General features: G+C 67.9%; 21 protein-coding genes. 10 read left to right on the top strand and 11 right to left on the bottom strand.

Going from position 1 to position 20,491, the window contains the following annotated elements:
- Nucleotides 1-46: 46 nt before the first annotated feature.
- Nucleotides 47-703 (top strand): MarR family winged helix-turn-helix transcriptional regulator, encoded by a 657-nt coding sequence (locus AAHA49_RS11730; protein WP_342038424.1) that lies wholly within the window; start codon nt 47-49, stop codon nt 701-703.
- 49 nt (nt 704-752) lie between these two features.
- Here the strand turns inward: AAHA49_RS11730 and AAHA49_RS11725 are convergent, their stop codons facing one another.
- The 4 genes from AAHA49_RS11725 to AAHA49_RS11710 all read right to left on the bottom strand — a co-directional run bounded on the left by AAHA49_RS11725 (nt 753) and on the right by AAHA49_RS11710 (nt 5,046).
- Nucleotides 753-1,241, bottom strand: a complete 489-nt coding sequence (locus tag AAHA49_RS11725; protein ID WP_342038423.1) for an SRPBCC family protein — start codon at nt 1,239-1,241, stop codon at nt 753-755.
- A gap of 80 nt (nt 1,242-1,321) precedes the next feature.
- Nucleotides 1,322-2,785 carry an LssY C-terminal domain-containing protein gene (locus AAHA49_RS11720; protein ID WP_342038422.1) on the bottom strand — a complete coding sequence of 488 codons (1,464 nt, stop codon included), beginning with the start codon at nt 2,783-2,785 and terminating at the stop codon, nt 1,322-1,324.
- Between the two features lie 100 nt (nt 2,786-2,885).
- On the bottom strand, nt 2,886-4,016 hold the full coding sequence (locus tag AAHA49_RS11715) for a HEAT repeat domain-containing protein (RefSeq protein ID WP_342038421.1): 1,131 nt from the start codon (nt 4,014-4,016) through the stop codon (nt 2,886-2,888).
- Between the two features lie 337 nt (nt 4,017-4,353).
- Nucleotides 4,354-5,046, bottom strand: coding sequence for a HEAT repeat domain-containing protein (locus tag AAHA49_RS11710; protein WP_342038420.1), 693 nt, complete (start codon nt 5,044-5,046; stop codon nt 4,354-4,356).
- Nucleotides 5,047-5,283: 237 nt separating this feature from the next.
- On the opposite strand from AAHA49_RS11710, the gene AAHA49_RS11705 reads away from it, so the two are divergent.
- Nucleotides 5,284-5,904, top strand: coding sequence for a GyrI-like domain-containing protein (locus AAHA49_RS11705; protein WP_342038419.1), 621 nt, complete (start codon nt 5,284-5,286; stop codon nt 5,902-5,904).
- A gap of 41 nt (nt 5,905-5,945) precedes the next feature.
- Here the strand turns inward: AAHA49_RS11705 and AAHA49_RS11700 are convergent, their stop codons facing one another.
- A complete protein-coding gene (locus AAHA49_RS11700) occupies nt 5,946-6,152 on the bottom strand; it encodes a flagellar basal body-associated FliL family protein (RefSeq protein WP_342038418.1) in 207 nt (68 codons plus the stop codon).
- Between the two features lie 180 nt (nt 6,153-6,332).
- Between AAHA49_RS11700 and AAHA49_RS11695 the strand changes: the two genes are divergently transcribed.
- Together AAHA49_RS11695 and AAHA49_RS11690 are read left to right on the top strand one after the other, a co-directional pair.
- Complete coding sequence (locus AAHA49_RS11695) at nt 6,333-6,920, top strand: peptidoglycan-binding protein (protein ID WP_342038417.1); 588 nt, start codon at nt 6,333-6,335, stop codon at nt 6,918-6,920.
- Nucleotides 6,921-6,965: 45 nt separating this feature from the next.
- Complete coding sequence (locus AAHA49_RS11690) at nt 6,966-7,946, top strand: ABC transporter substrate-binding protein (protein WP_342038416.1); 981 nt, start codon at nt 6,966-6,968, stop codon at nt 7,944-7,946.
- Between the two features lie 30 nt (nt 7,947-7,976).
- Here AAHA49_RS11690 and AAHA49_RS11685 read toward each other — a convergent pair whose 3' ends face one another.
- Nucleotides 7,977-9,386: an aminotransferase-like domain-containing protein gene (locus tag AAHA49_RS11685; protein ID WP_342038415.1), complete on the bottom strand. Its 1,410-nt coding sequence runs from the start codon at nt 9,384-9,386 to the stop codon at nt 7,977-7,979.
- Between the two features lie 22 nt (nt 9,387-9,408).
- Here AAHA49_RS11685 and AAHA49_RS11680 point away from each other — a divergent pair, with 22 nt between their 5' ends.
- The 3 genes from AAHA49_RS11680 to AAHA49_RS11670 are packed head-to-tail and all read left to right on the top strand — an operon-like array spanning nt 9,409 to nt 11,173.
- A complete protein-coding gene (locus AAHA49_RS11680) occupies nt 9,409-10,452 on the top strand; it encodes a DMT family transporter (protein ID WP_342038414.1) in 1,044 nt (347 codons plus the stop codon).
- Nucleotides 10,449-10,775, top strand: coding sequence for a hypothetical protein (locus tag AAHA49_RS11675; RefSeq protein WP_342038413.1), 327 nt, complete (start codon nt 10,449-10,451; stop codon nt 10,773-10,775). Before AAHA49_RS11680 ends, AAHA49_RS11675 begins: the two co-directional genes overlap by 4 nt.
- Nucleotides 10,776-10,813: 38 nt before the next feature.
- Nucleotides 10,814-11,173, top strand: coding sequence for an ArsR/SmtB family transcription factor (locus AAHA49_RS11670; protein ID WP_339391306.1), 360 nt, complete (start codon nt 10,814-10,816; stop codon nt 11,171-11,173).
- Between the two features lie 75 nt (nt 11,174-11,248).
- Here the strand turns inward: AAHA49_RS11670 and AAHA49_RS11665 are convergent, their stop codons facing one another.
- Complete coding sequence (locus tag AAHA49_RS11665; RefSeq protein WP_342038524.1) at nt 11,249-12,388, bottom strand: pyridoxal phosphate-dependent aminotransferase; 1,140 nt, start codon at nt 12,386-12,388, stop codon at nt 11,249-11,251.
- Between the two features lie 110 nt (nt 12,389-12,498).
- Nucleotides 12,499-13,197: a peroxidase-related enzyme gene (locus AAHA49_RS11660; RefSeq protein ID WP_342038412.1), complete on the bottom strand. Its 699-nt coding sequence runs from the start codon at nt 13,195-13,197 to the stop codon at nt 12,499-12,501.
- Nucleotides 13,198-13,303: 106 nt separating this feature from the next.
- Here AAHA49_RS11660 and AAHA49_RS11655 point away from each other — a divergent pair, with 106 nt between their 5' ends.
- Nucleotides 13,304-13,657: a cupin domain-containing protein gene (locus AAHA49_RS11655; RefSeq protein ID WP_342038411.1), complete on the top strand. Its 354-nt coding sequence runs from the start codon at nt 13,304-13,306 to the stop codon at nt 13,655-13,657.
- Between the two features lie 151 nt (nt 13,658-13,808).
- Here AAHA49_RS11655 and AAHA49_RS11650 read toward each other — a convergent pair whose 3' ends face one another.
- Entirely contained in the window at nt 13,809-15,287 is a 1,479-nt protein-coding gene (locus tag AAHA49_RS11650) for a glutamate-cysteine ligase family protein (protein WP_425286519.1), read from the bottom strand.
- A gap of 136 nt (nt 15,288-15,423) precedes the next feature.
- On the opposite strand from AAHA49_RS11650, the gene AAHA49_RS11645 reads away from it, so the two are divergent.
- Nucleotides 15,424-16,596, top strand: a complete 1,173-nt coding sequence (locus AAHA49_RS11645; RefSeq protein ID WP_342038409.1) for a M20/M25/M40 family metallo-hydrolase — start codon at nt 15,424-15,426, stop codon at nt 16,594-16,596.
- A gap of 12 nt (nt 16,597-16,608) precedes the next feature.
- On the opposite strand, the gene AAHA49_RS11640 is transcribed toward AAHA49_RS11645, so the two are convergent.
- Entirely contained in the window at nt 16,609-17,553 is a 945-nt protein-coding gene (locus AAHA49_RS11640) for an FkbM family methyltransferase (protein WP_342038408.1), read from the bottom strand.
- A 137-nt stretch (nt 17,554-17,690) separates the two neighbouring features.
- Between AAHA49_RS11640 and menC the strand changes: the two genes are divergently transcribed.
- A complete protein-coding gene (gene menC, locus AAHA49_RS11635) occupies nt 17,691-18,815 on the top strand; it encodes an o-succinylbenzoate synthase (RefSeq protein ID WP_342038407.1) in 1,125 nt (374 codons plus the stop codon).
- 26 nt (nt 18,816-18,841) lie between these two features.
- Here the strand turns inward: menC and AAHA49_RS11630 are convergent, their stop codons facing one another.
- Nucleotides 18,842-20,473 (bottom strand): SLC13 family permease, encoded by a 1,632-nt coding sequence (locus AAHA49_RS11630; protein WP_342038406.1) that lies wholly within the window; start codon nt 20,471-20,473, stop codon nt 18,842-18,844.
- Between the last annotated feature and the right edge of the window lie 18 nt (nt 20,474-20,491).

The raw sequence follows: 20,491 nt of genomic DNA, 5'->3' as shown, positions 1-20,491 counted from the left end.
TGACATGCATTCACGAAACATGTCAAGAGACATGTAAAATTCAGGCATGACGACAGACGACACGACTGCCAAGATCGCCGAGGCGCTCACCCGGCTCCAGTGGAGACGAGGATTCCGCGGACCAGGACCAGGCGGACATCGCGGCGGACCCGGAGGATTCCCCGGCGGAAATCCCTTCGCCGAGGGCGGCCCCTTCGGCGACGGTGGACTCTTCGGCAAGGGTGGGCCGTTCGGGACCGGACCGGCCGACAGCGAACGTGGTCACCACGGCCCTGACCACGGCGGTCCTGGCCACGGTCGGGATCGCCGCGATCACCCCGGCCGGGATGAGTGGCGGGAATGGGCGCACCGTCTGGGTGGTCGCCTCGGCGGGAGAGCGCAACTGCGGCTGCTCATCGCACTCGCCCAGGTCGGGCACGCCATCGGCGTCAGCGCGCTCGGCGAGGCGATCGGGGTCGATCAGCCGCGTGCCTCACGGCTTGTGTCGCAGGGCGTCGAGCTCGACCTGCTCCGGCGCGAGGCCGATCCCGACGACGCTCGCCGCACGCTCATCGCGCTCACGGAGAAGGGCAGGGCGATCACGAACCGCTTCCTCGGCGCACAGCAGGCCAGCGTCGATGTCGCGCTCGATTCGTTCACCGACAAGGAGCGGGAGACGCTCGCCGACCTCCTCAGCCGCCTCGCGGATGCCTGGCCGCGCTGACAGGCTGCCGACTCGCGGCGGTGCCGGGCACGTCTGACCTGTCGACGTCTCAGCTCTCGGCGAGCGCCTTGAGCCGCTCGAGCGAGGCGAGCAGCTTCTCGGCCGTCGTCGACTGTGCGCGGGGCAGCCGCTGCGGGTCCCGCAGCTGCGTCCAGTCGTAGGTGTGCCGGACGAGCACGGACTCCTCACCTGCAGGTTCGAGTTCCCAGATCCACTTGTGCCCGAGCTTGGGCTGTCCGACCTCGGCGGGCATCCAGGCGATGAGGCGGCCTTCGTCGAAGTCGACGACGTGGTTCTCGCGGTCGACGCCCTTCGTCAGGGTCGTGATGAACGATCCGCCCGCCTCGGTGATGCGCTGACCCGCAGCCGCTTCGCCGAGGTTGTCGTTGCCGTCCCATTCCGGCTGCCGTGCGGGGTCGGCGATGAGTTCGAACACCTCGGCGGAGGGGGCGTCGATGACGAGTTCGGCGCTGACGACCTTGAGAGCGGGGTCGATCGCGTCGAAGGCGGAGGCATCGGAGTGGGCGGAGTCGGTCATCGGCTTCCCTTTCGGCCGTGGTCCAGGACGGGGTCTCTGCCGTCAGACTACTCCGGCCGGGGTTCCCAGGCGCTCTCGCCTCAGTCCTCGATCGCTCGATCCTGCCGGTCGGCGCGGGCTGCGGCGGTGCTGAATCGGGTGAAGAGCCTGGAAGAGTCGCTCGAGAGCGAGAGCAGGACACCGACCTGGAGGGCGACGGTGACGAGCGAGTACATGTTCGTCGCGATGCTGCGGTCACCGGTGAGGTAGTTCGTGAACGAGATGATGACCGAGATCGTCGAGAGTGTGAGGATCCACAGTCTCGCCCGGTTGCTGCCGCGGAAGACGGAGATCGAGGCGATGACCTGGATGACACCGATGATGAGGCTGAGCCCGACGAGGACGCCGGCGACGATCCGGGTGACGATCTCAGTGTCGGCAGCACTCCCTCCGGTGCTGGCGACGTCGGCTCGCAGGCCGTCCCAATCGAGGAGGATGCTGAGCACATCGGTGGCTTGGAGGATGAGGAGGACGAGGACGAGGCCCGCCCCGATGAGCGTCTGCAGAGGCCGCTTGCTCCACAGGGTGCGGGCAAGGTCGGAGACCGAGTTCGAGTCGTGGTAGATCTGCGTGGCGTCGAGGGCGAGGTCGAGCCGCTCGGGATAGTCGTCGGCGTCAGTGGTGACCATCTTGACGTCGATGATCGGCAGGTTGCCGTCGGTGACGATCGCATCTCCACCGCCGTTGCGGGAGTGGTAGCCGGTCGAGAAGTCCTTGATGTTGTCGACGGTGATCTCAGGGTCCGCCTCGGTGACGGTCTTGACGATGTAGTCGCGCTCGATGTCCGTGTTCTCTTCGATCTTGTGGGTGATCTGCAGGGTGAAGAGGGAGAGCCCGACGCTCTTGTCGTACGTTCCCGCCGCCAGCCAGTCCGCCTGCAGACCGCCGGGCAGCAGCCACCCCGAGGGGCATTTCCAGAAGCGGACGTGATGGCGTTGGCCCGGGTCGCCGTCGACCTCCTGCTGGTAGGCGAAGTCCTGCCGACGACCGAAGAGCATGAGCGGGGAGACCGGAGCCTCGGGGTAGCTCGACTTCGTCAGGGTCGACTTGATGATGCCCCACGTCGAGGCGGCCGTGATGTCGTCGGCGAGCGTCCACCCGGCGGCCTTCATCGCATGGTGGATCTGCGCCTCCTCGCCCCGCCATGCGAGGTTGACGGGATCGCCGAGGAGGCCGTCCGAGGTCCTCGTGCGCCCGATGAAGTAGTTGGGGACGTAGATCTGGGAGAGGATGCGGTGCAGCCGGGGCAGCGCGAGATACGACACGACGGCCCAGAGGATGAGCAGGGTGAGCACCTGCCACCAGCCGAGGGAGAAGCCCTTGAGGAGGATGAGCAGGGCGAGGAACAGGGAGGCTGCTCCGCCGAAGAGGAAGAAGAAGTAGTCGAGGACGCCGGTGACCGTGAAATGGTGCCGTCGGAACACGAACGACTGCCGACGGCGGTTCTTCTCGCGATCGGGTGCCTGCCCGGGAGGGGGATCCGGAGTCTGGGCTCGGGGATTCATGGACCAAGTGTAGCGACGGGCACTGACTCCGGCAGGGGAACTGGGCGGAATTCTCTCGGTCGTGAGTGTCGGGCACGTGGTGCCCGCAGTCGCGAGTCTCTCAGTCGTGGCGCGGTGAGACGTGTCGACGCAGCAGAGACGCATTCGCGGTGGCAGCGATCTCCCGTACCTCGTCCTCGGCGAGGACGGCGATGAGTGCGTCGCTCTCGGCACCGGGGATCTCGACGAGCACCTGGAGGACCCGGAAGCGCACGGTCGGATCCTGTGAGCCCGACCGCGTTCGCAGCTCGGCCATGATCGTCTCGGCGACGGTCAGGTCGGCAGTGGTGCGGTCGGCAGCGACCGGACCGGCCGCAGCGGGTTCGGCCGGAAGCAGGAAGGCCGCGGTCGGGACGTCCGCATGTGGACCGGAACGAGCCGGTGCGACAGACGGGTCGCCTGCGGTGTCGGCGAACATGAAGCCGGCGAGCGCCTCGGCGGCGTCGATGTCCTTGCTCCCGCTCATCGCGATGTCGAGGAGCATCGGCACGGCGGACGGGTCGCCGCGGCGTCCGAGGGCGAGCGCTGCGATCGTGCTCACCTCGGGATCCTCGTCGTCGAGTGCCGCGCGCATCGCCTCCGCGATCACGGCGTCGGACTCGGCGAGGTCGTTCGCCGAGGTGGTCCTCCAGATCTCGTCGAGCGCGCGGATCGCATTGCGCCGGACTCCGGGGTCCTCGGAGTCGAGCCCCGCGGCGAGAGGTGCCACGGCGTCGTGACCGGCCTGGGCGAGAGCCCACCGCATCGCGCCCGCCGCATTGAGCACCGATTCCTCGAGCACCGCCCGTGAGAGCATCTCCACGGGCACACCGCCGTCGACCCCGCTGCCGAGTGCGGCCTTGTGGCGTTGGATGACATCGCGGGATTCGAGCGAACGCATGAGGTCGATCGCGGTGAGCAGACTCTCGCCGTCTGCGGCGCCGAGGCCGGAGACCTGCTCGAGATGTGTCAGCAGGCGCTCGTCGGCCGCGATGCGCTCACGAACGGCGGTGATGAGGTCGGCGATCACGGCGGAGGCGTCGAATCCAGGATCGGCGAGCAGCCGACCGATCTCGGGCAGAGAGAGTCCGAGACTGCGCAGACCCTCGATGTGGAAGATCCGGCCGATATCGGCCGGTGAATACTCTCGGTAGCCGTTCGACGATCGCGCGCTGGGAGTGACGAGCCCGAGCGACTCGTAGTGTCTGAGCATGCGCGCGCTCACGCCCGAGCGCCGAGACACCTCGCCGATGAGCATCGCCACCTCCCTCTCGTCACTGCTCCGGAGCGCCGACCTGCGGTGATCCTGCGTGCACTGGTGCTGTCGGACTCATCGAAGCTCTGCACCATTGTGCACCCAGCACGATCCAGTTCGTCCGGCCCCGCTCCAGGACACCTCACGCTGCCCAGTGCCAGTGCAGAGACGCCGAGGGCACAGCAACGCCCAGAGGGTTCGGAGGAAGGAGTCCGAGGCGACGGCGATGCCGGCTCGGTGCCGAGCTTGCCCCGCTCGGCACCGCACACGGCGGCCGACCCTTCCCAAAGTCGGACTAGGCCGTCGCCTCGGACCCCAGTGCGACCACGCGCTTGGCTTCGCCCATGGCGTGGGCGAAGCCGGCGTCGGGGTCATGGAACATCTCAACCGTCGCCAGAGCGTGTGCGCGCACTGTTTCTTCCTCTGCCTCAACACTCGCATCCAACACTGACACGAGATCCTCGCCGAGCGCGACAAGCGCCCGACTCAGGCTCTTCTGCGTCTCCAGATCACCTCTTCCCAACTGCGTGACCAGGGCTGATGCAAGATCCTCTCGATTCTCACCCGGCACCAGGGACACCGCGGATCGCCACGCACTGCGGGCCACCTCGGCGTCGGGATGGGCGATGAACCGCAGTCCGACGACATTCGGGTCGGTGGCCTCCCAACCCCGCCGATCACCGATCTTCGACAGCGTGTGCAGCGCCTGGCTCTGCGCCTGCGCGACGTCGGAGTCGAGCTCGGCGATGAGCCTCGGCACGACGAGGTCCGGATCCAACCGCGTCAGCGCCCACGTGAGCATGTCGCGGACGAAGAAGTCCGGTTCGAGGCGGCAGCGCTCGATGAGGACGTCGAGGAACCCGTCGTCGGCCTCGGTGCCGATCGTCAGCGCAGCCCGCAGCCGCTGGGGCGCAGCGCCTCGGCGCAGCATCTCTGTCCGCACCGCTCCGTCGCGGTCATGTCCTCGCGCATGGGTGGTCTCTGTCATGATGTCAGCCTCCTTCTGCTCTCGTGGCGACGACTCATCCCAGTGAAGGCCTTGACATCGTGTCAAGGTCAAGGCCGACGCTGAGGCCGACCCTCGGCGACCAGGGACATGCCCGCCTTCGCCGAGGTTGACACCACCACTGCCACCACAGAAATCGCCGGGCCGGAACTCGCCATAGAATCGGAGAGAGCGCCAACCGGCCATCAGCGATCGACAGCTACTGCGTCAGGGGCAGCCGTGGAGAAGATCGACCTCAAGAAGACCCTTCCGAGCTACCGCGCGAAATCCGGCGAGTTCGCCACGATCACCGTCCCGCCGTTGCGGTACCTCATGCTCGACGGGCACGGCGATCCGAATGTCTCGCCGCAGTTCACCTCGGCGGTCGAGTCCCTCTACCCGCTCGCGTACGCACTGAAGTTCCTGAGCAAGCGGGAACTCGACCGCGATTACGTCGTGCCACCGCTCGAGGGCCTGTGGTGGGCTGAGGACATGAGCTCCTTCACGACCGCACGGAACAAGGCCGACTGGGACTTCACCCTCATGCTCCTGGTTCCCGATTGGCTCGATCGCACCCATATCGACTCCGCCGCCGAGGCGGTCGCCCGCAAGTCCTCTCCCCCGCGCCTGCGTGAGGTCAGGGTCGAGACCCTCGATGAGGGCACCTGCGTGCAGACCCTTCACCTCGGATCATTCGATTCGGAGGCCGAGGTGCTCGCCCACCTCCATGACGACGTCATCCCGAACGCAGGGTTCGCTCTCACCGGCACGCATCACGAGATCTACCTCAGCGACTCCCGCAGAACAGCGCCGGAGAAGCTGCGGACGATCCTCCGGCAGCCGGTGCGACGCGTGAGGTGAGGCGGAGTGTTCGGGCTCGGCTCGTGGCCCGGCGAAGCGATTCAGCCTCCGCTCGTCCAGCCACCGGTCGCCGGACTCGTTGACTGGTGCTCCTGCGGCGACGGGTCGACCGACGGCCGCTCCCCGGAGCTCGAGCCCACGGTCAGCGCAACGACGATGACGACGCCGGCAATGAACAGCGTGGCCACAACCGCAACGGCGAGGATGAGGCAGCTGGCAAGCGGGGAACGTCGAACGAAATGGGCCATGCCTTGATCCTAGGGGGGGTGGGACGGTCACAGGCGGCTGCGACGTATGCCAGATCGGCAACACCCGCCCGGCCGCGCAGCCCCAGTCAGCGTTGCTCCCACGGGTCCGTGATCGTTCTGTGACAAAAAGCATGGCGTGGTCACATTGACCCTTCAGTTTGTTGCATTATCGTTATATTCATGCCTCGACAGACACGACACCGCAAGGGACCCCGGTCCGTGCTCGTCGGTGCCCTGATCGGACTCGGGGCAGCGGTCGCAGCACTGGCGATCGGTGCCGTCGTCATCCTCAACGCGCCTGTCTCATTCGGCTCGACGACGATCAGGCAGATGCAGATGTCCTCGGTGAATCAGCTCAACCAGCAGCAGATCGACAATGCCCGACTCATCATCGCCGTCGGCCGCGGCGGCGGATTCGACGACGAAGCGATCCGCATCGCCCTCATGACGGCTCTGCAGGAGTCCTCTCTGCGCAACATCGACTACGGCGATCGCGACTCCGTCGGCCTCTTCCAGCAGCGTCCCTCCCAGGGCTGGGGCGATCCGAGCGAACTCACCGACCCGGTCTTCGCGACGAAGTCGTTCTACGGCATCAATCCCGAGATCAAGAACCCCGGACTCGACCAGATCGAGGACTGGGACTCGATGACCCCGACCGAAGCCGCCCAGGCGGTGCAGCGCTCGGCCTATCCTGACGCCTACGGCCAGTGGGAATCACTCGCCGATGACCTCATCGGCTCGCAGAACGACGTCGAAGCACTGCACTGAGGGGCCCACTGCTCAGCCCCGGACGCCCCTGACTACACTGGCTGGGTGAACTTTCGCACTGCTCTCCCCGTCCTCACCATCTCCGTCGCCGCGTCCCTGGTCGTCAGCGGCTGTTCGATCCTTCCGGGTTCGGCCGCTCAGTCCCAGGGCAACTACCCGCAGACGATCGACTCGCCCTACGGCAGCGCCGAGATCCCCTCGACCCCTGCGAAGGTCGCCGTCGTCAGTTCGACCGATCTCGACATCGCCCTGGCCCTCGGCGTCGCCCCCGTCATCGCCCCCGCCGCAGACGGAGCCGACCGGCTCAGCCCGTGGGCCCAGCAGGCCATCAGCGACAAGAGACTGACCGCACCTGACACCTTTGACGCCGACGACGGCCCGGACATCACCGCGATCGAACAGGCCCAACCGGACGTCATCCTCGCCACCGGGCTCGAGGACGCCGGCGACCGCTACGACGAACTCTCCGCGATCGCCCCAGTCGTCGCTTCGGCGGCCGATGCGACGTGGACGGACAGGACCGCCGCCGTCGCCACGGCACTCGACAAGGCCGACGAGGCGAAGACCGTCGTCGGCGACGTCGATGCCCAGGCCGCGGACATCGCAGGCAGCCATCTCGAGTTCGAGGACACGACCTACACGCTCGCCGATGTGCAGAAATCCTCTATCGACTACCTCTCCTACGACGGCAGCGACGACAGCTTCTTCACCGGGCTCGGACTCCTCTCCGCGCCTGCGTCCGCGAAGTACACCGCGGCGAAGCACAGCGTGAAGAAGTCGAAGGTCGACACCCTCGACGCCGACGTGCTCTTCATCCACTTCCCCAGCAGCGGCAAGGGACTCCTCGACGAATCCGACCTCGCCGACCCGTTCTACCGGGAAGTCAAGGTCATCCGCGGCAAGCACTACACCGTGCTCGACGATGACGAGTTCACCGCCCTGACGAACCTCTCCCCGCTCAGCTATCCGTGGCTCCTCGACGACCTGCCCGGCGCCATCGGCAAGGCCGAGCAGGGCGAAGCCTGAGCCGTCCTCCTAAGGGCCTGCCCCGATAGGTCAGTTCCCCGCTGACCGCTCCATCACCTCGCCGAGGCGGTGCATCGCCTCCCGGTACCCTGCCGGATTCGGGCCGGCGAAGTTGAGGCGCACGTGCGGGGCGTGGGCTTCGGTGGGGAAGAGCTCCTCCCCACCGGTGACGAACACACCCCGCGCAGCCGCCTCGGCGACGAAGGACCGGACATCGGTGCCCTCGGGCAGCCGGCACCACAGGTTGAGTCCGCCTTGGGGCACATGGTCGACGGTCAGGGCCGGCACCTCGGCGCGGATGGCTGAGAGCAGGGAATCGCGACGATCGCCGAGGCGGCGGCCGAGACCGCGCACATGCGTGCGCCACGCGGGACGGGTGATGACGTCGAGGGCGGCGGCCTGCAGGAGCGGGCTGACGTACATCGATTCGGCCTGCACGTCAGCGCGGATGCGGTCGCGCGCCGGTCCGCGGGCGATGACGGCAGCGACCCGGATCGCCGGGGACACGCTCTTCGTCAGCGACCGGACGTAGACGATGTGACCGTCCGCGTCGTCGCCGATCATCGGTACGGAGACGTCGTCGATGCCGAAGTCGTGCGCCCAATCGTCCTCGACGAGGAAGGCCCGACGGGAGCGGATGACCTCGAGGATCGCCGTCCGCAGCTGCGGGGACCAATGGACCCCGGTCGGGTTGGTGAAGTTGGGCTGGGCGTAGAACGCGGTAGCACCGGTGCGGTCGATCGCCTCGGCGACGACCTCCGGATCCGGTCCGGCGGGCCCTGACGGCACGGGCACGAGCGTGACCCCGGCACGTCTTGCCGCGGTGATGAGACCCCAGTAGGTCGGGGATTCGACGATGAGCGGACGGCCGGGACCGATGAGCGACCGGAGGATCGACCCGATGCCGGTCTGACTGCCGGGGGTGATCGTGACGTCGGAGGGCGCGGGCGGTGAGGCCGCACCCGCGTCGGAGACCTCGGCGGCGAACCATGCCTGCAGGTCGGGCAACCCGGCGACCGGTGCCCGGCGCAGCGAGTCCTCGAACCTCGCGGCCCGCCCCAGCGCGCTTCTCACCAGCGCCCGCGGCAGCAGGTCCGGATCGGGGTAGCCGTCATGGAGGGCGAACTGGTCGACCCCGGCCTCACGCAGCGGCGCCGCGACCGGGCCGGGCAGGAACTCCTGCGGCCCCAGGGTGCCCGTCTGCCAGCTGAGGTCGGGAGGGGCGAGCGTCCTCTCACGCCGCACGAACGTTCCGACTCCCGGCCTCGACTCGACGAGTCCCCGTCTGGCCAGACTCGACAGAGCCTTCTGCACGGTCACCGGCGAAGCCTCGTACTCCTTGACCAGCGCCCGCGAGGACGGCAGGCGCGCGCCGTCGGGGGCGGAGGCGATCCATGCGGAGAGTTCCGCCGCGATGCGCGAACTGCTATCGTGGTGCATGAGACCTGATAATAGCGCTATCATGGCTGATCGCCAACCGCTACATTCGCCCGGCGGCCGCTCGCTGATCGGCGACCGCGCTGGAGTGTGGTGGGGCCTGCTCGGCGTCACGGCGTTCTCCTTCACGGTTCCCTTCACCCGCATCGCCGCCGAGTCCGGCTCGATGTCCCCGCTGTTCATCGGCGCCGGCCGCGCGACGGTCGCCTCGATCCTCGCAGGGCTGCTCCTCTGGCTCGTCCGGCTGCGCGGTCGTTCGCGATCCGGCGGTGCGTTCTCGGGCACTGCGTCCGGAGGCGGTGCGTCCGCCGACGCTTCGTCGCCCGGACCTGCGTCCTCCGGCCGCATTCCGGGGGCATCGTCTGTCCGCCTCCCGACCGGGATCCAGTGCCTGCGTCTGCTCGTCGTCGCCGGCGGCGTCGTGCTCGGCTTCCCGTTGCTCACCTCGTATGCGCTCAGTCAGACCCCGGCCAGTCACGCGGCGGTGGTCATCGCCCTGCTGCCGGCCGCAACCGCTGCGGCCGCGGTGATCAGGACGAAAGAGCGTCCCGGCCTGGGCTTCTGGGTGATGGCCGCGCTCAGCGCGGTCCTCGCCGTCGTCTTCGCGCTCGTCCAGGGTGCTGAGTTCGGCGGCCTGCGACCGGCTGACCTCCTTCTCTTCGCCGCCGTGCTCGCGGCGGCCGTCGGGTACGCCGAGGGCGGGGTGCTCTCCCGCGAGATCGGGTCGTGGCAGACGATCTCGTGGGCACTCGTGCTCTCGGCGCCGGTGACACTCGGCCTCACCGTTCTCGCCATCGTCACCGCCACCCCGTCGGGGTCGCCGGCGCAGTGGGCGTCGTTCGCCTACCTCGGCGTGATCAGCATGTTCCTCGGCTTCTTCGCCTGGTATCGAGGGTTGGCGATCGGTCCGATGGCGCAGGTCTCCCAGGTGCAGCTCATCCAGCCGGTGATGTCGATCGCGTGGGCGGCGCTCCTCCTCGGCGAACGCCTCGACTGGCCGACGATCGTCTGCGGAACCGCCGTCATCGCCAGCGCCGCGCTCACCGTGCGCACGAGGCTGCGGTCATGATCGCCCTCATCCTGGTCCTCGCGTTCACTGCGGTCGTCTTCGCGATCGGGAGGTTCGCGTGCCCGCCCCACGACCGACTGCCTCTGTCTCGTCTCGATCCCGCCGAGGCGGTCGGCACGTGGGCGCGCGGATGTGCCGTGATCGCCTCGGCGGGACCTCTGTCGGCGGTGCGGGCAGGCGACGGCACGCCGGCCACCGGCGAGCGACCAGCAGAATTCGGGGAGGACCGTGGTGACGAGGGCGGCACCGATCTGAGGCGGCTCACGGATGACGGGCCCAGCGGTGACAGTCCGTCCGATGGCGAGCCCGACCTCGGCGGCTGACTTGCTGTAGTTCGACCCTGTTCCGGTAGCCTCTATCCATGGCTGACTCCCAAGATTCCATCCCGGTCAACGCTGCCGTTGATGCGCTGCTGCGCAATCCCGCGGACAATCTCAACGCCATCACCGAGACCGCCGACCTCTTCAAGGCGCTCGCGACTCCTTCGCGGCTGAAGATGCTCCTCGTCCTCGCCCACGGCGAGGCGACGGTCACGCACATCGTCGATTCGACGGGCCTGTCCCAGCCGCTCGTGTCCCAGCATCTGAAGTTCCTCCGCGGGCTCCACCTCGTCGGCGTCAAGCGGCTCGGTCGGGAGGCCTACTACTCGCTCAAGGACGACCACGTCGCCCACATCATCCTCGATGCCCTCGCCCACACGGTCGAGGGCCACGAGCACTGAGATACGAGCCCGCCCTGCGGCCCCGGCGGTTGGGTCACGTCAGGTGATCTCCGGGCACGTGAGGTGATCTCCGGGTCAGCCCAGGTGATCGAGGACCCGGTCGAGCGCCTCGGCGGTCCGATCCGCACCGACCGCCAAGGACAGTCGCACCGAACGCCAGCCGTCCACGGAGTCGAAGTCGTCACCGGGGGCGAAGGCCACGCCGGTCGCCTCGAGGAGGTCCTCGCACCACTGGGTCGCCGTGGCGAACCGGCCGCCCGAGCGCTCAAGGATGTCGTCGATGCGCGCGTACATGTAGAACGCACCGTCGGGTGGGGCCATGTCGGTGAAGCCGAGGTCCGCGGTCGCATCGAGCACGTGGTCGCGAGCCCGGGCGAATGAGGCGACAGCGGCCTCGCACTCGGCATAGGACTCCGGGTCGAACGCCGCGACCGCGGCATGCTGGGCCGGCACCGGCGCGCACAGGGCGAGGTTGCCGGTGACGTTCTCGGCGGCCTTCGTCAGTCGTTCGGGCAGGATCGCCCAGCCCAGCCGCCAGCCGGTCATCGCCCAGTACTTCGAGAACGAGGAGATGACGATGGCCTCGTCGTCGTGGGCGAGCGCGGTCTCCCCGCGGGTGCCGATGTAGCTGATGCCGTGGTAGATCTCGTCCGAGATCACCTGGACGCCGTGGTCGCGGCACCAGGAGATGAGCTCGCCGAGGTGGTCGGCCCCGATCATCGTCCCCGTCGGATTCGCCGGGGAGGCGAGCATGAGGCCCTTGAGCGGGGCCTGGGCGTGGGCGGCCTCGAGGAGGTCGATCGTCGGTTGGAATCCGTGCTCGGCACCGCAGTCGAGTTCGACGATGTCGGCGCCGAGGGCTGCGAGGATGTTCTTGTACGCGCCGTAGCCGGGTCGGGCCACGGCCACCCGGTCGCCGACGTCGAAGCAGGTGAGGAACACCGTCTGGAAGGCACCGGAGGAACCGGTGGTGATCTGGATGCGGTCGATGGGGATGTCGACGCCGTACCAGTCGCGGTAGTGTCCGGCGATCGCCTCGCGCAGTTCGGGGATGCCGAAGACCGCTGAGTAGCCGAGGTTCGTGCCGTCGGTGAGGATCTCGGCGGCGCGGCGCTTGATCGGTCTGGGAGCGCCCTGGGTGGGTTCGCCGAGGCACATCGCGATCGTGTCCCGCCCGGCCCGCTGCATCGCCTGGACCTTGCCGACGATGTTCATCGCCGCGAACGGCCGCACGAGTCCGGCCCGGTTCGAGACGGCGAGGCCCGGGGTGGTGAGGTCGGCAGTCGCGGTGTCGCCCAGGCCGGGGGCGTTCGTGGTGTCGGGGTTCATCGTCCGCTCGCTTCGTCGGGCGCTGAGGTTTCGGGCGCTTGGGATTCGGGCGCTGAGGTTTCGGACGCTGTGGCCCCGGGCGCGGTGGTTTCAGCCTCGCGGTCGTCGGTGCTTGCATCCTCCGTCGGCTTCTCCCGCGGGAGGCGGCCGAGGAGGTGGAACTCGGGATTCGGCCGCATCCCCGCGACCTGGGCCATGCGGTTGGAGAGGCCGAAGAACCCGGTGATCGCGGCGATATCCCACGCGTCTTCGTCGTCGAAGCCGTGCGCGGCCAGTTCGGCGTAGTCCGCGTCGGCGATCGTCCACGGTTCCCGGCAGACCTTCATCGCGAAGTCGAGCATGGCCTTCTGCCGTGGAGTGATGTCCGCGTGTGCATAGTCGAGTGCGACTTGGTCGGCGATGTAGGGGTCCTTCGCATAGATGCGCAGCAGGGCTCCGTGGGCGACGACGCAGTAGAGGCAGTTGTTGACCGCCGAGGTGGCCGTGACGATCATCTCCCGATCGGCCTTCGTCAGGCTGCCGGTCTCCTTCTCCATGAGAGCGTCGTAGTAGGCGAAGAACGCCCGGAACTCGGCGGGGCGGCGGGCCAGGGAGAGGAAGACGTTGGGCACGAAGCCGGACTTCTCGGACACGGCGAGGATGTGGTCGCGGATGTCGTCGTCGACCTCGGCGATGTCAGCCAGTGGGTATCGCATAGTGCACATGCTAGCTGTCGTGAGTTCGCGGGGCTTAGGGTGAGGGCTGATGGGCACGGCAGCGGCGATGGTGCCGCGGGTGTCGGAGAAGTGAGGAGCAGAGACGATGGATGCGGAGAATACGGGAGCTGCCGGCAGCGCAGGTGCAGGATCGGCCGACGACTCCAGCGCTGCCGACACCGGGTCGACCGGTGAGGTGCAGCTCGACAACGGGATCTTCCGGGTGACGCGGTGGACGATCGAGCCGGGCGGAGTCATTCCCATGCACCGGCACGAGCACGAGTATGTCGTCGTCCCCATGGTCACCGACTCGATGCACGTGCGGAACTCCGACGGCACCGAGCACACCGCCGACCTGCAGGCGGGCGTCTCCTACACTCGGCCGGCCGGCTCCGAGCACGAGGTCTACAATCCCGACGGCGACGACGCCGTCATCTTCGTCGAGATCGAGCGCCTGTAGCGCAGCGTTCCGCGGCGAACTGACGCGCGCCGCCCGCGACCGGGCACCGACTGCCGTCTGCTCGAGACTTTCGGACGCGCAGTGTCGATTCGGGTCGCGAAAATCGTCACTCAGCGTCCTTTTCCAGTCGCGAAGCGGTTGAACCCGGGCCTCAGGCGGGCACGTCCCAGGTGTGCACGGGTCGTCCACTCGCCTGGTTCTCGAGGTACGCGTCCATCATCGCCTTGAGCGCCTCGCGGCGTTCGGGCGAATTCGGGCGGCTCGCAGGCGCCAGATGGTCGAGCATCCGCAGCTGCCACGTCGCCCCGTTGGCCTTGCCCTCGGCGCGGCCTTCGATGATCGACATGTACTCCTCGATGACGTCCTTGTCGATGTTCAGTCTCCGCAGCCCGCGGCGGGCCTGCGGGATGAGGACGTCGATGACGAGGTCCGAGACGGCGATGTGACCGATCTTCGGCCAGGTCACCCGCGCGGTGATGCCCTCCTTGGCGCACGCGAAGAAGTTCTCCTCCGCCTCGGCGAAGGACATCCGCGACCACACGGGACGGTTCTCACCGACGAGGAACTCCGCGAGTCCGTAGTAGAAGGCGGCATCGGCGACCATGTCCACCGGGGTCGGACCGGCCGGCAGCAGACGGTTCTCCACGCGGATGTGCGCGCCGTTGTCTCCGGCATCGTAGATCGGCCGGTTCCACCGCCACACGGTGCCGTTGTGGAGGTTGAGCTCGAAGAGCTTCGGCGCATCGGCCTCGCTGAACTCGACGAAGTCCTTGATCTCCGGCAGCAGCGGCGGGAAGTAGCGGACGTTCTCCTCGAAGAGGTCGAAGACGCTCGTGATCCACCGCTCCCCGAACCACACACGCGGGCGCACACCCTGCGTGACGAGTTCGGGAGTGCGCGTGTCGATCGACTGCCCGAAGACGGGGATCCGGGACTCGTGCCAGAGCTTGTGCCCGACGAACAGCGGCGAGTTCGCGCTCACCGCGACCTGCGCGGCGGCGATCGCCTGGGAGGCGTTCCACGCCTCGGCGAACTTGTTCGGCGCCACCTGCAGGTGCAGCTGCATCGACGTGCAGGACGACTCCGGGGCGATGTCGGCGAACTCCTGCCGGTACGTCTCCTCGCCGTCGAGCTCGATCTTGACGAACTCGCCGCGGGCATCGATGACCGAATTGCTCAGCGCCTCGTACCGGTTCTCCTCCGTCATCCACGGGTCGTGCTTGAGGAACTGCGTGGTCAGCGTCGGCAGCGTCCCGATCGAGGCGACCTTGAGCCCCTTCGCCTCGGCGGCGCGCTTCGCCCGGGCCAGGCGGTCGGCGACACCCGACTCGAGCGTCTTGAGCCCGCGTCCGGCGACCTGGAGGACGGGGTGGTTGAGTTCGAGGTTGAACCCGCCGATCTCGGACTGGAACTCATCATCGAGGTCGCCGAGCACCTCCTTGTTGCGCAGGCTCGGCTGATTGTCCTCGTCGACGAGGTTGAGCTCGAGTTCGAGCCCGATCGTGCCCGCCGACTTGAACTCCGCATGCCGCAGGTACGTGTCGAAGAGCTCGAGGTTCTCCGCAAGCTTCTCGCGGTACAACGTCCGCTCTTCCGGTGTGTACCGTTTCGAACTCACTGCCTCACCCATGCCTCAAGCAAACCACAGACATCGCCTGTTGTGGCCGGCCGCCCCGGGACTTTCTTCGACTCGCCGAGGCGGTCGCCCTGCTGTGCGATCCGGACAGCTGCCCTCCCGGCTGGGGTGCCGCCGTAGAATCGGCGACATGTCGACCTCTGTGAAACCCGCCACGCAGCCCTCTGACCTCGTCCGCGACGCCGAGGAGCGCCTGCCGGACATGCTCGCCGACATCGCACGGGTCATCACCCTCGAGACCCCGTCGGCCGACAAGGACGCCGTTGCCGCCGGTGCCGCCGACTTCGCGGACCTTCTCCACGAGCGCCTCGGTGCCCGGCCCGAGATCCTCACGGTCGACGGGGTCGCGCATGTCCGCCTGCGCTTCGGCGAGGGTCCCCCGCGCGTCGTGCTCCTCAACCATCAGGACACCGTGTGGCCCCACGGAACCCTTGAGCGCCTGCCGTTCTCCACCGAGGACGGCGTCCTCCGCGGACCCGGCAGCTTCGACATGCTCACCGGGGCGATCATGAGCGTGCACGCGGCGGCGATCCTGGCCGACCGCCTCGGCGAGGGCGGGCTCGAGGGTCTGTCGATCCTCGTCACCGGGGATGAGGAGGTCGGGTCGGTGACGTCGTCGGATCTCATCCGCGCCGAGGCGGCCGAGGCGGCGGCCGTGTTCGTCATGGAGGCGAGCGCGGACGGCGCGCTCAAGCTCGAACGCAAGGGCACCGGGATCTACACGCTGATCTTCCGGGGCAGGGCAACGCACGCCGGGCTCGAACCGGAGAAGGGCGTCAACGCGGGCATGGCGCTCGCGCTCACCCTCCCCCTCATCGCCGAGCTCGCCGACGTCGAGGCGGGCACCACGGTCGTGCCGACGACGATCACCGCGGGGACGACGTCGAACACCGTCCCCGCCGAGGCGCGCGTCGACGTCGATGTCCGTGCCCGGACCGCGGCCGAACTCGAACGCGTCGACGCGGAGATCCGCGCCCTCGCCGCGAACCCGCGGCTCGAGGGATCGACGACCGAGGTGATCGGCGGAATCAACCGACCGCCGTTCGAACCCGAGCAGTCCGCTGAGCTCTTCGACCGGGCGACCACGCTCGCCGCCGACCTCGGCATCGCGGCCCCTCGCGGGGTGGCCGTGGGCGGGGCCTCCGACGGGAACTTCACGGCCGGTGACGGGATTCCCACGCTCGATGGCCTCGGCGCGGTGGGCGATGGTGCGCATGCCGAACACGAGCATGCGATCATCGCCGAGATCGCCCCGCGCACCGCACTGCTCGCCGCCCTCATCGCCGATCAGCTGGGGCGCTGAGGACCGCAGGACTCACTCCACGGGGTAGCCCTCGGCGTCCAACTCCTCGGGCGTCCTCGTCGTCAGCAGCCAGTCGCGCAGGTGCGGATCGGGCACGATGCGGGCCCGGTGGGTGAGCCGGTCGGTGCCGACGAGGTAGAAGCGGTAGCCGAACTCCCCGAGCACGGCCATGAGTTCACCCGGCTTCGCCCGGTCGGCGAGCACCTCGCAGAGGATGTCCGGCCGCAGCGCGCCGAGGAAGTCCCGGCCGTAGCCGAGCACGTCGTTCTCCGCGCCTTCGACGTCGATCTTCACCGTCACCCGCGACGTGCCCGCCGGCAGCTGCGGCAGGAGTTCGTCGAGCGAGGTGAAGCGCACCTCGACGCCCTCGGCGAAGTCCATCGACGCAGCATAGAACGACGGCAGCGCCGATCCCCCATCACCGGTGGGCACGCGCATCGTCTCCCCGGGCCGTCCGACCCCGGTGGGGTGGATGCTCACCCGGTCGCCGAGGCGGTTGCGGGCGACGTTCTTCTCCAACCCGGCGACGACGGCGGGGATGATCTCGAAGGAATGCGCGATCGCGGTGGGATTGGCCGCGAGGACGGCCATCGTGAAGACCCCGGTGTAGGCGCCGATGTCGACGAACACCTCGGCGTCTCTGCTGAGGTCGACCATGAGGTCGAGGGCGAAGGCGTCCTCGGGTTCGGTCCGCCGGCCCTTGCCCCAGTAGAACTCCTTGGCGATCTCGCAGCGGAAGGGATCGACGAGGACGAAGTCGGCGCCCCCGGCACGCCCGGCCACCTCGGTGAGGCCGATCGGGGCGGGAAGCCGGCCGACCCTGACCCCTCTGATCCGGGGCGCGACGGCGCGCATGAGCGGGTGGAGGATCGGCTGGGCGAGGGCGGCCTTGATCGGGAGCTTGAGCCCGAACCACGACTGCTTCCGGGCGGTGAGGCTGCGGAGATAGTCGTTCACGGTGGGCCCTTTCGGTCGCGTGGGCTCTTCGGGCCACCGTATCAACGGGCGGGGCCGCTGACTACCGATCGAGTGCGTGGGCCTAAGCTGGTGACCGGTGTCACCCGTCCCCCGAAAGCGAAGCAGGAGCCCGACCGATGAAGCTCGTCTCGATCACCCTTCACCAGGTGTCCATACCCCTCGTCACCCCGTTCGAGACCTCGTTCATGCGGGAGACGGAGAAGGACTGCTACCTCGTCGAGGCGACCTTCGACACGGATCGCGGCAGGATCACCGGGTGGGGCGAGTCGGTGGCGATGATCTCCCCGCTGTACTCCTCCGAATACGTCGCCGCGGGCATCGACGTCACGCGGCGGTGGCTCGCCCCGATCCTCTTCGGCGTCGAGGATCTCACGGCCGAGACCGTCGGCTGGCACCTGCGCCACGTCATCGGGCATCCGATGGCGAAGTCCGCACTCGAGATGGCCGTCATCGACGCGCAGCTCCAGGTCAGCGGGCAGTCGTTCAAGTCCTACCTCGGCGGGGTCGTCGACGCCGTGCCCTCGGGGGTGTCGGTGGGCATCCAGGACACCGTCGAGGAGACGGTCAGGGTCATCGGCAACTACCTCGATGAGGGCTATGCGCGGATCAAGCTGAAGATCAAGCCGGGCAAGGACATCGCTCCGGTGGCCGCAGTGCGAAAGGCCTTCGGCGACGACTTCGGTTTCCAGGTCGACGCGAACGCCGCGTACACCCTCGTCGATGCCGCTCACCTGCGCCGCCTCGACGACTACGGGCTCCTCCTCATCGAGCAGCCCCTCGGCGAGGCCGACATCCGTCAGCACGCTGAGCTCGCGAAGCTCATGGAGACTCCCATGTGCCTCGATGAGTCGATCGTCTCCGCCGAGGCGGCCGCCGACGCGATCGCGCTCGGTGCCGCGGCCGTCATCAACATCAAGCCCGGCCGGGTGGGCGGCTACATCGAGGCGAAGCGGATCCACGACCTCTCTGCGGCCAACGGCGTCGCCGTGTGGCACGGCGGAATGGTCGAGACCGGTCTGGGCCGGGCCGCGAACGCCGCCCTGGCCTCACTGCCCGGTTTCACCCTGCCCGGTGACATCTCCGCGTCGAGCCGCTTCTTCCACGAGGACATCACCGAGGAGATCGTCATGCGCGACGGCATGGTCGACGTCCCCGACACGGTCGGCTTCGGCGTGACCATCGACCCGGGCAAGCTCGAAAGGTTCCGCACCGAGGCGATCGAGATCCTCCCGCAGGGGTGAGGGGCGGGGTTGTCGCGGTCAGGTCCCTACTGACCGAGTCCGACCACGCTGATCATGACCGGAGCGAGGACGATGATGAGTATGGCCCCCGCGATGTCGAATGTGAAGCCGGTCCTGATCATCTTCGTGATCGGTACGGCACCGGTGCCGTAGACGATCGCGTTCTGCGGCGTGGAGACCGGGAGCATGAAGCCGAAGGAGGCAGCGAAGGTCGCCGCCATCGCCGGGACGAACGGGTCGATGCCCGCCGCCTGGCACAGCGGGATGACGATTGGAACGATGACGGCGGCGGCCGCCGTGTTCGAGGTCGTCTCCGAGATGAGAATCGCGAGTATGACGGAGACGATGGTGATGGTGAGCATGCTCGTCACCCCCAGGGTGTCCGCGAAGCCGGTGCCGATGGTCTCGGCCAGTCCCGTGTCGGCGAGCAACGAACCGAAGATGATGCCGCAGCCGAAGAGGATGATGGTGCCCCAGTCGATCTTCGCTGCCTGACTCCAGGTCAGGGTCGGCTCGCGTCGCTTCCAGTCGACTGGGAGGATGAAGAGCAGCGAGGCGCCGATGACCGCGACTATTCCCTCGTCGAGGCGGGAGTCGAGGAATTCATAGATCGCTGAATCGGTGCCGGCGAAGAGTGCGGCGAAGGCAGGAAGCAGCCAGAGCAGGACCGTGAGTCCGAACGCGAAGAGCGTGTTCTTCTCCGCCCTGGAGACCGGTCCGAGTTCGGCGAGCTCCTTCTTCACGTATTCTTCGACGCCTTCGATCTTCCGGATCTCCGGCTTGTTCAGCAGGAGGAGGACGACCGCGAGGACGATGAACATCGCCACGCAGATCGGGAGGGCGACCGCCATCCACTGTCCGAAGGAGATCTTCTCCCCCGTGGCCTCTTCGATCAGCCCGCGGCCGATGAGGTTCGGCGGCGACCCGACGGGGGTGAGCAGACCGCCGACGCTTGCACCGTAAGCGAGCATGAGAAGCAGAGCCGCACCGACGCGCAGACGCAGCGGATCGAAGTCGGGCTTGACGATACCGCGGGACTGCAGGAGTTCGGCGATGACTGCGAGGATGCCGAGAGCCGTGGGCATGAGCATTGCGACTGTCGCCGTATTCGACACGAATGCGGAGAGCACACAGGTGATGAGGCCGAAGGCGATGATCACTCGGTACACGGACTTCCCGACCCCGGGCAGCGACAGGACAGTGAGCGCGAGACGCTGCGCGATGCCGTGCTGCAGCATCGCCTGCGCGAGGATGAATGCACCGATGAACGTGAAGATCGTCGACGAGCCGAACGGTCCCACCGCGTCGGCGGCAGGCACGATCCCAAGCACGACGACGACCCCGACCCCGAGCAGACCGCCGATGGGGATCGGCACCGGTTCGGTGATCCAGAGGACGATGACGCCGAGGAGGACGGCAGCGAGCATGTGCTGCTGGTAGGTAAGGTCGAGGGGGATGAGGGCGAAGATGATGGCGATTGCCGGAGCGAGGATGAAGCCCGAAGTCATCCGGGCCCGCTCGAACCTCTCCTCCCGCGGGGAGAGCTTCTGCTCGCTGAGGCTGCGAAAGGTCTTGCCGCCCAGCAGCGCTTCGCGCACATTGGTCATTGGAGTCGACGGGCCGCCATCGCCCCGTGTCTGCGAGATATCCACCGTCATTGGTCCTTTCATCGCTTT

This window comes from Brevibacterium ammoniilyticum, from assembly GCF_038429965.1.
GTDB lineage: Bacteria > Actinomycetota > Actinomycetes > Actinomycetales > Brevibacteriaceae > Brevibacterium > Brevibacterium ammoniilyticum.
Note: the sequence above shows the minus strand (reverse complement) of the source record. Positions and strands in the feature narration are given on the sequence as shown.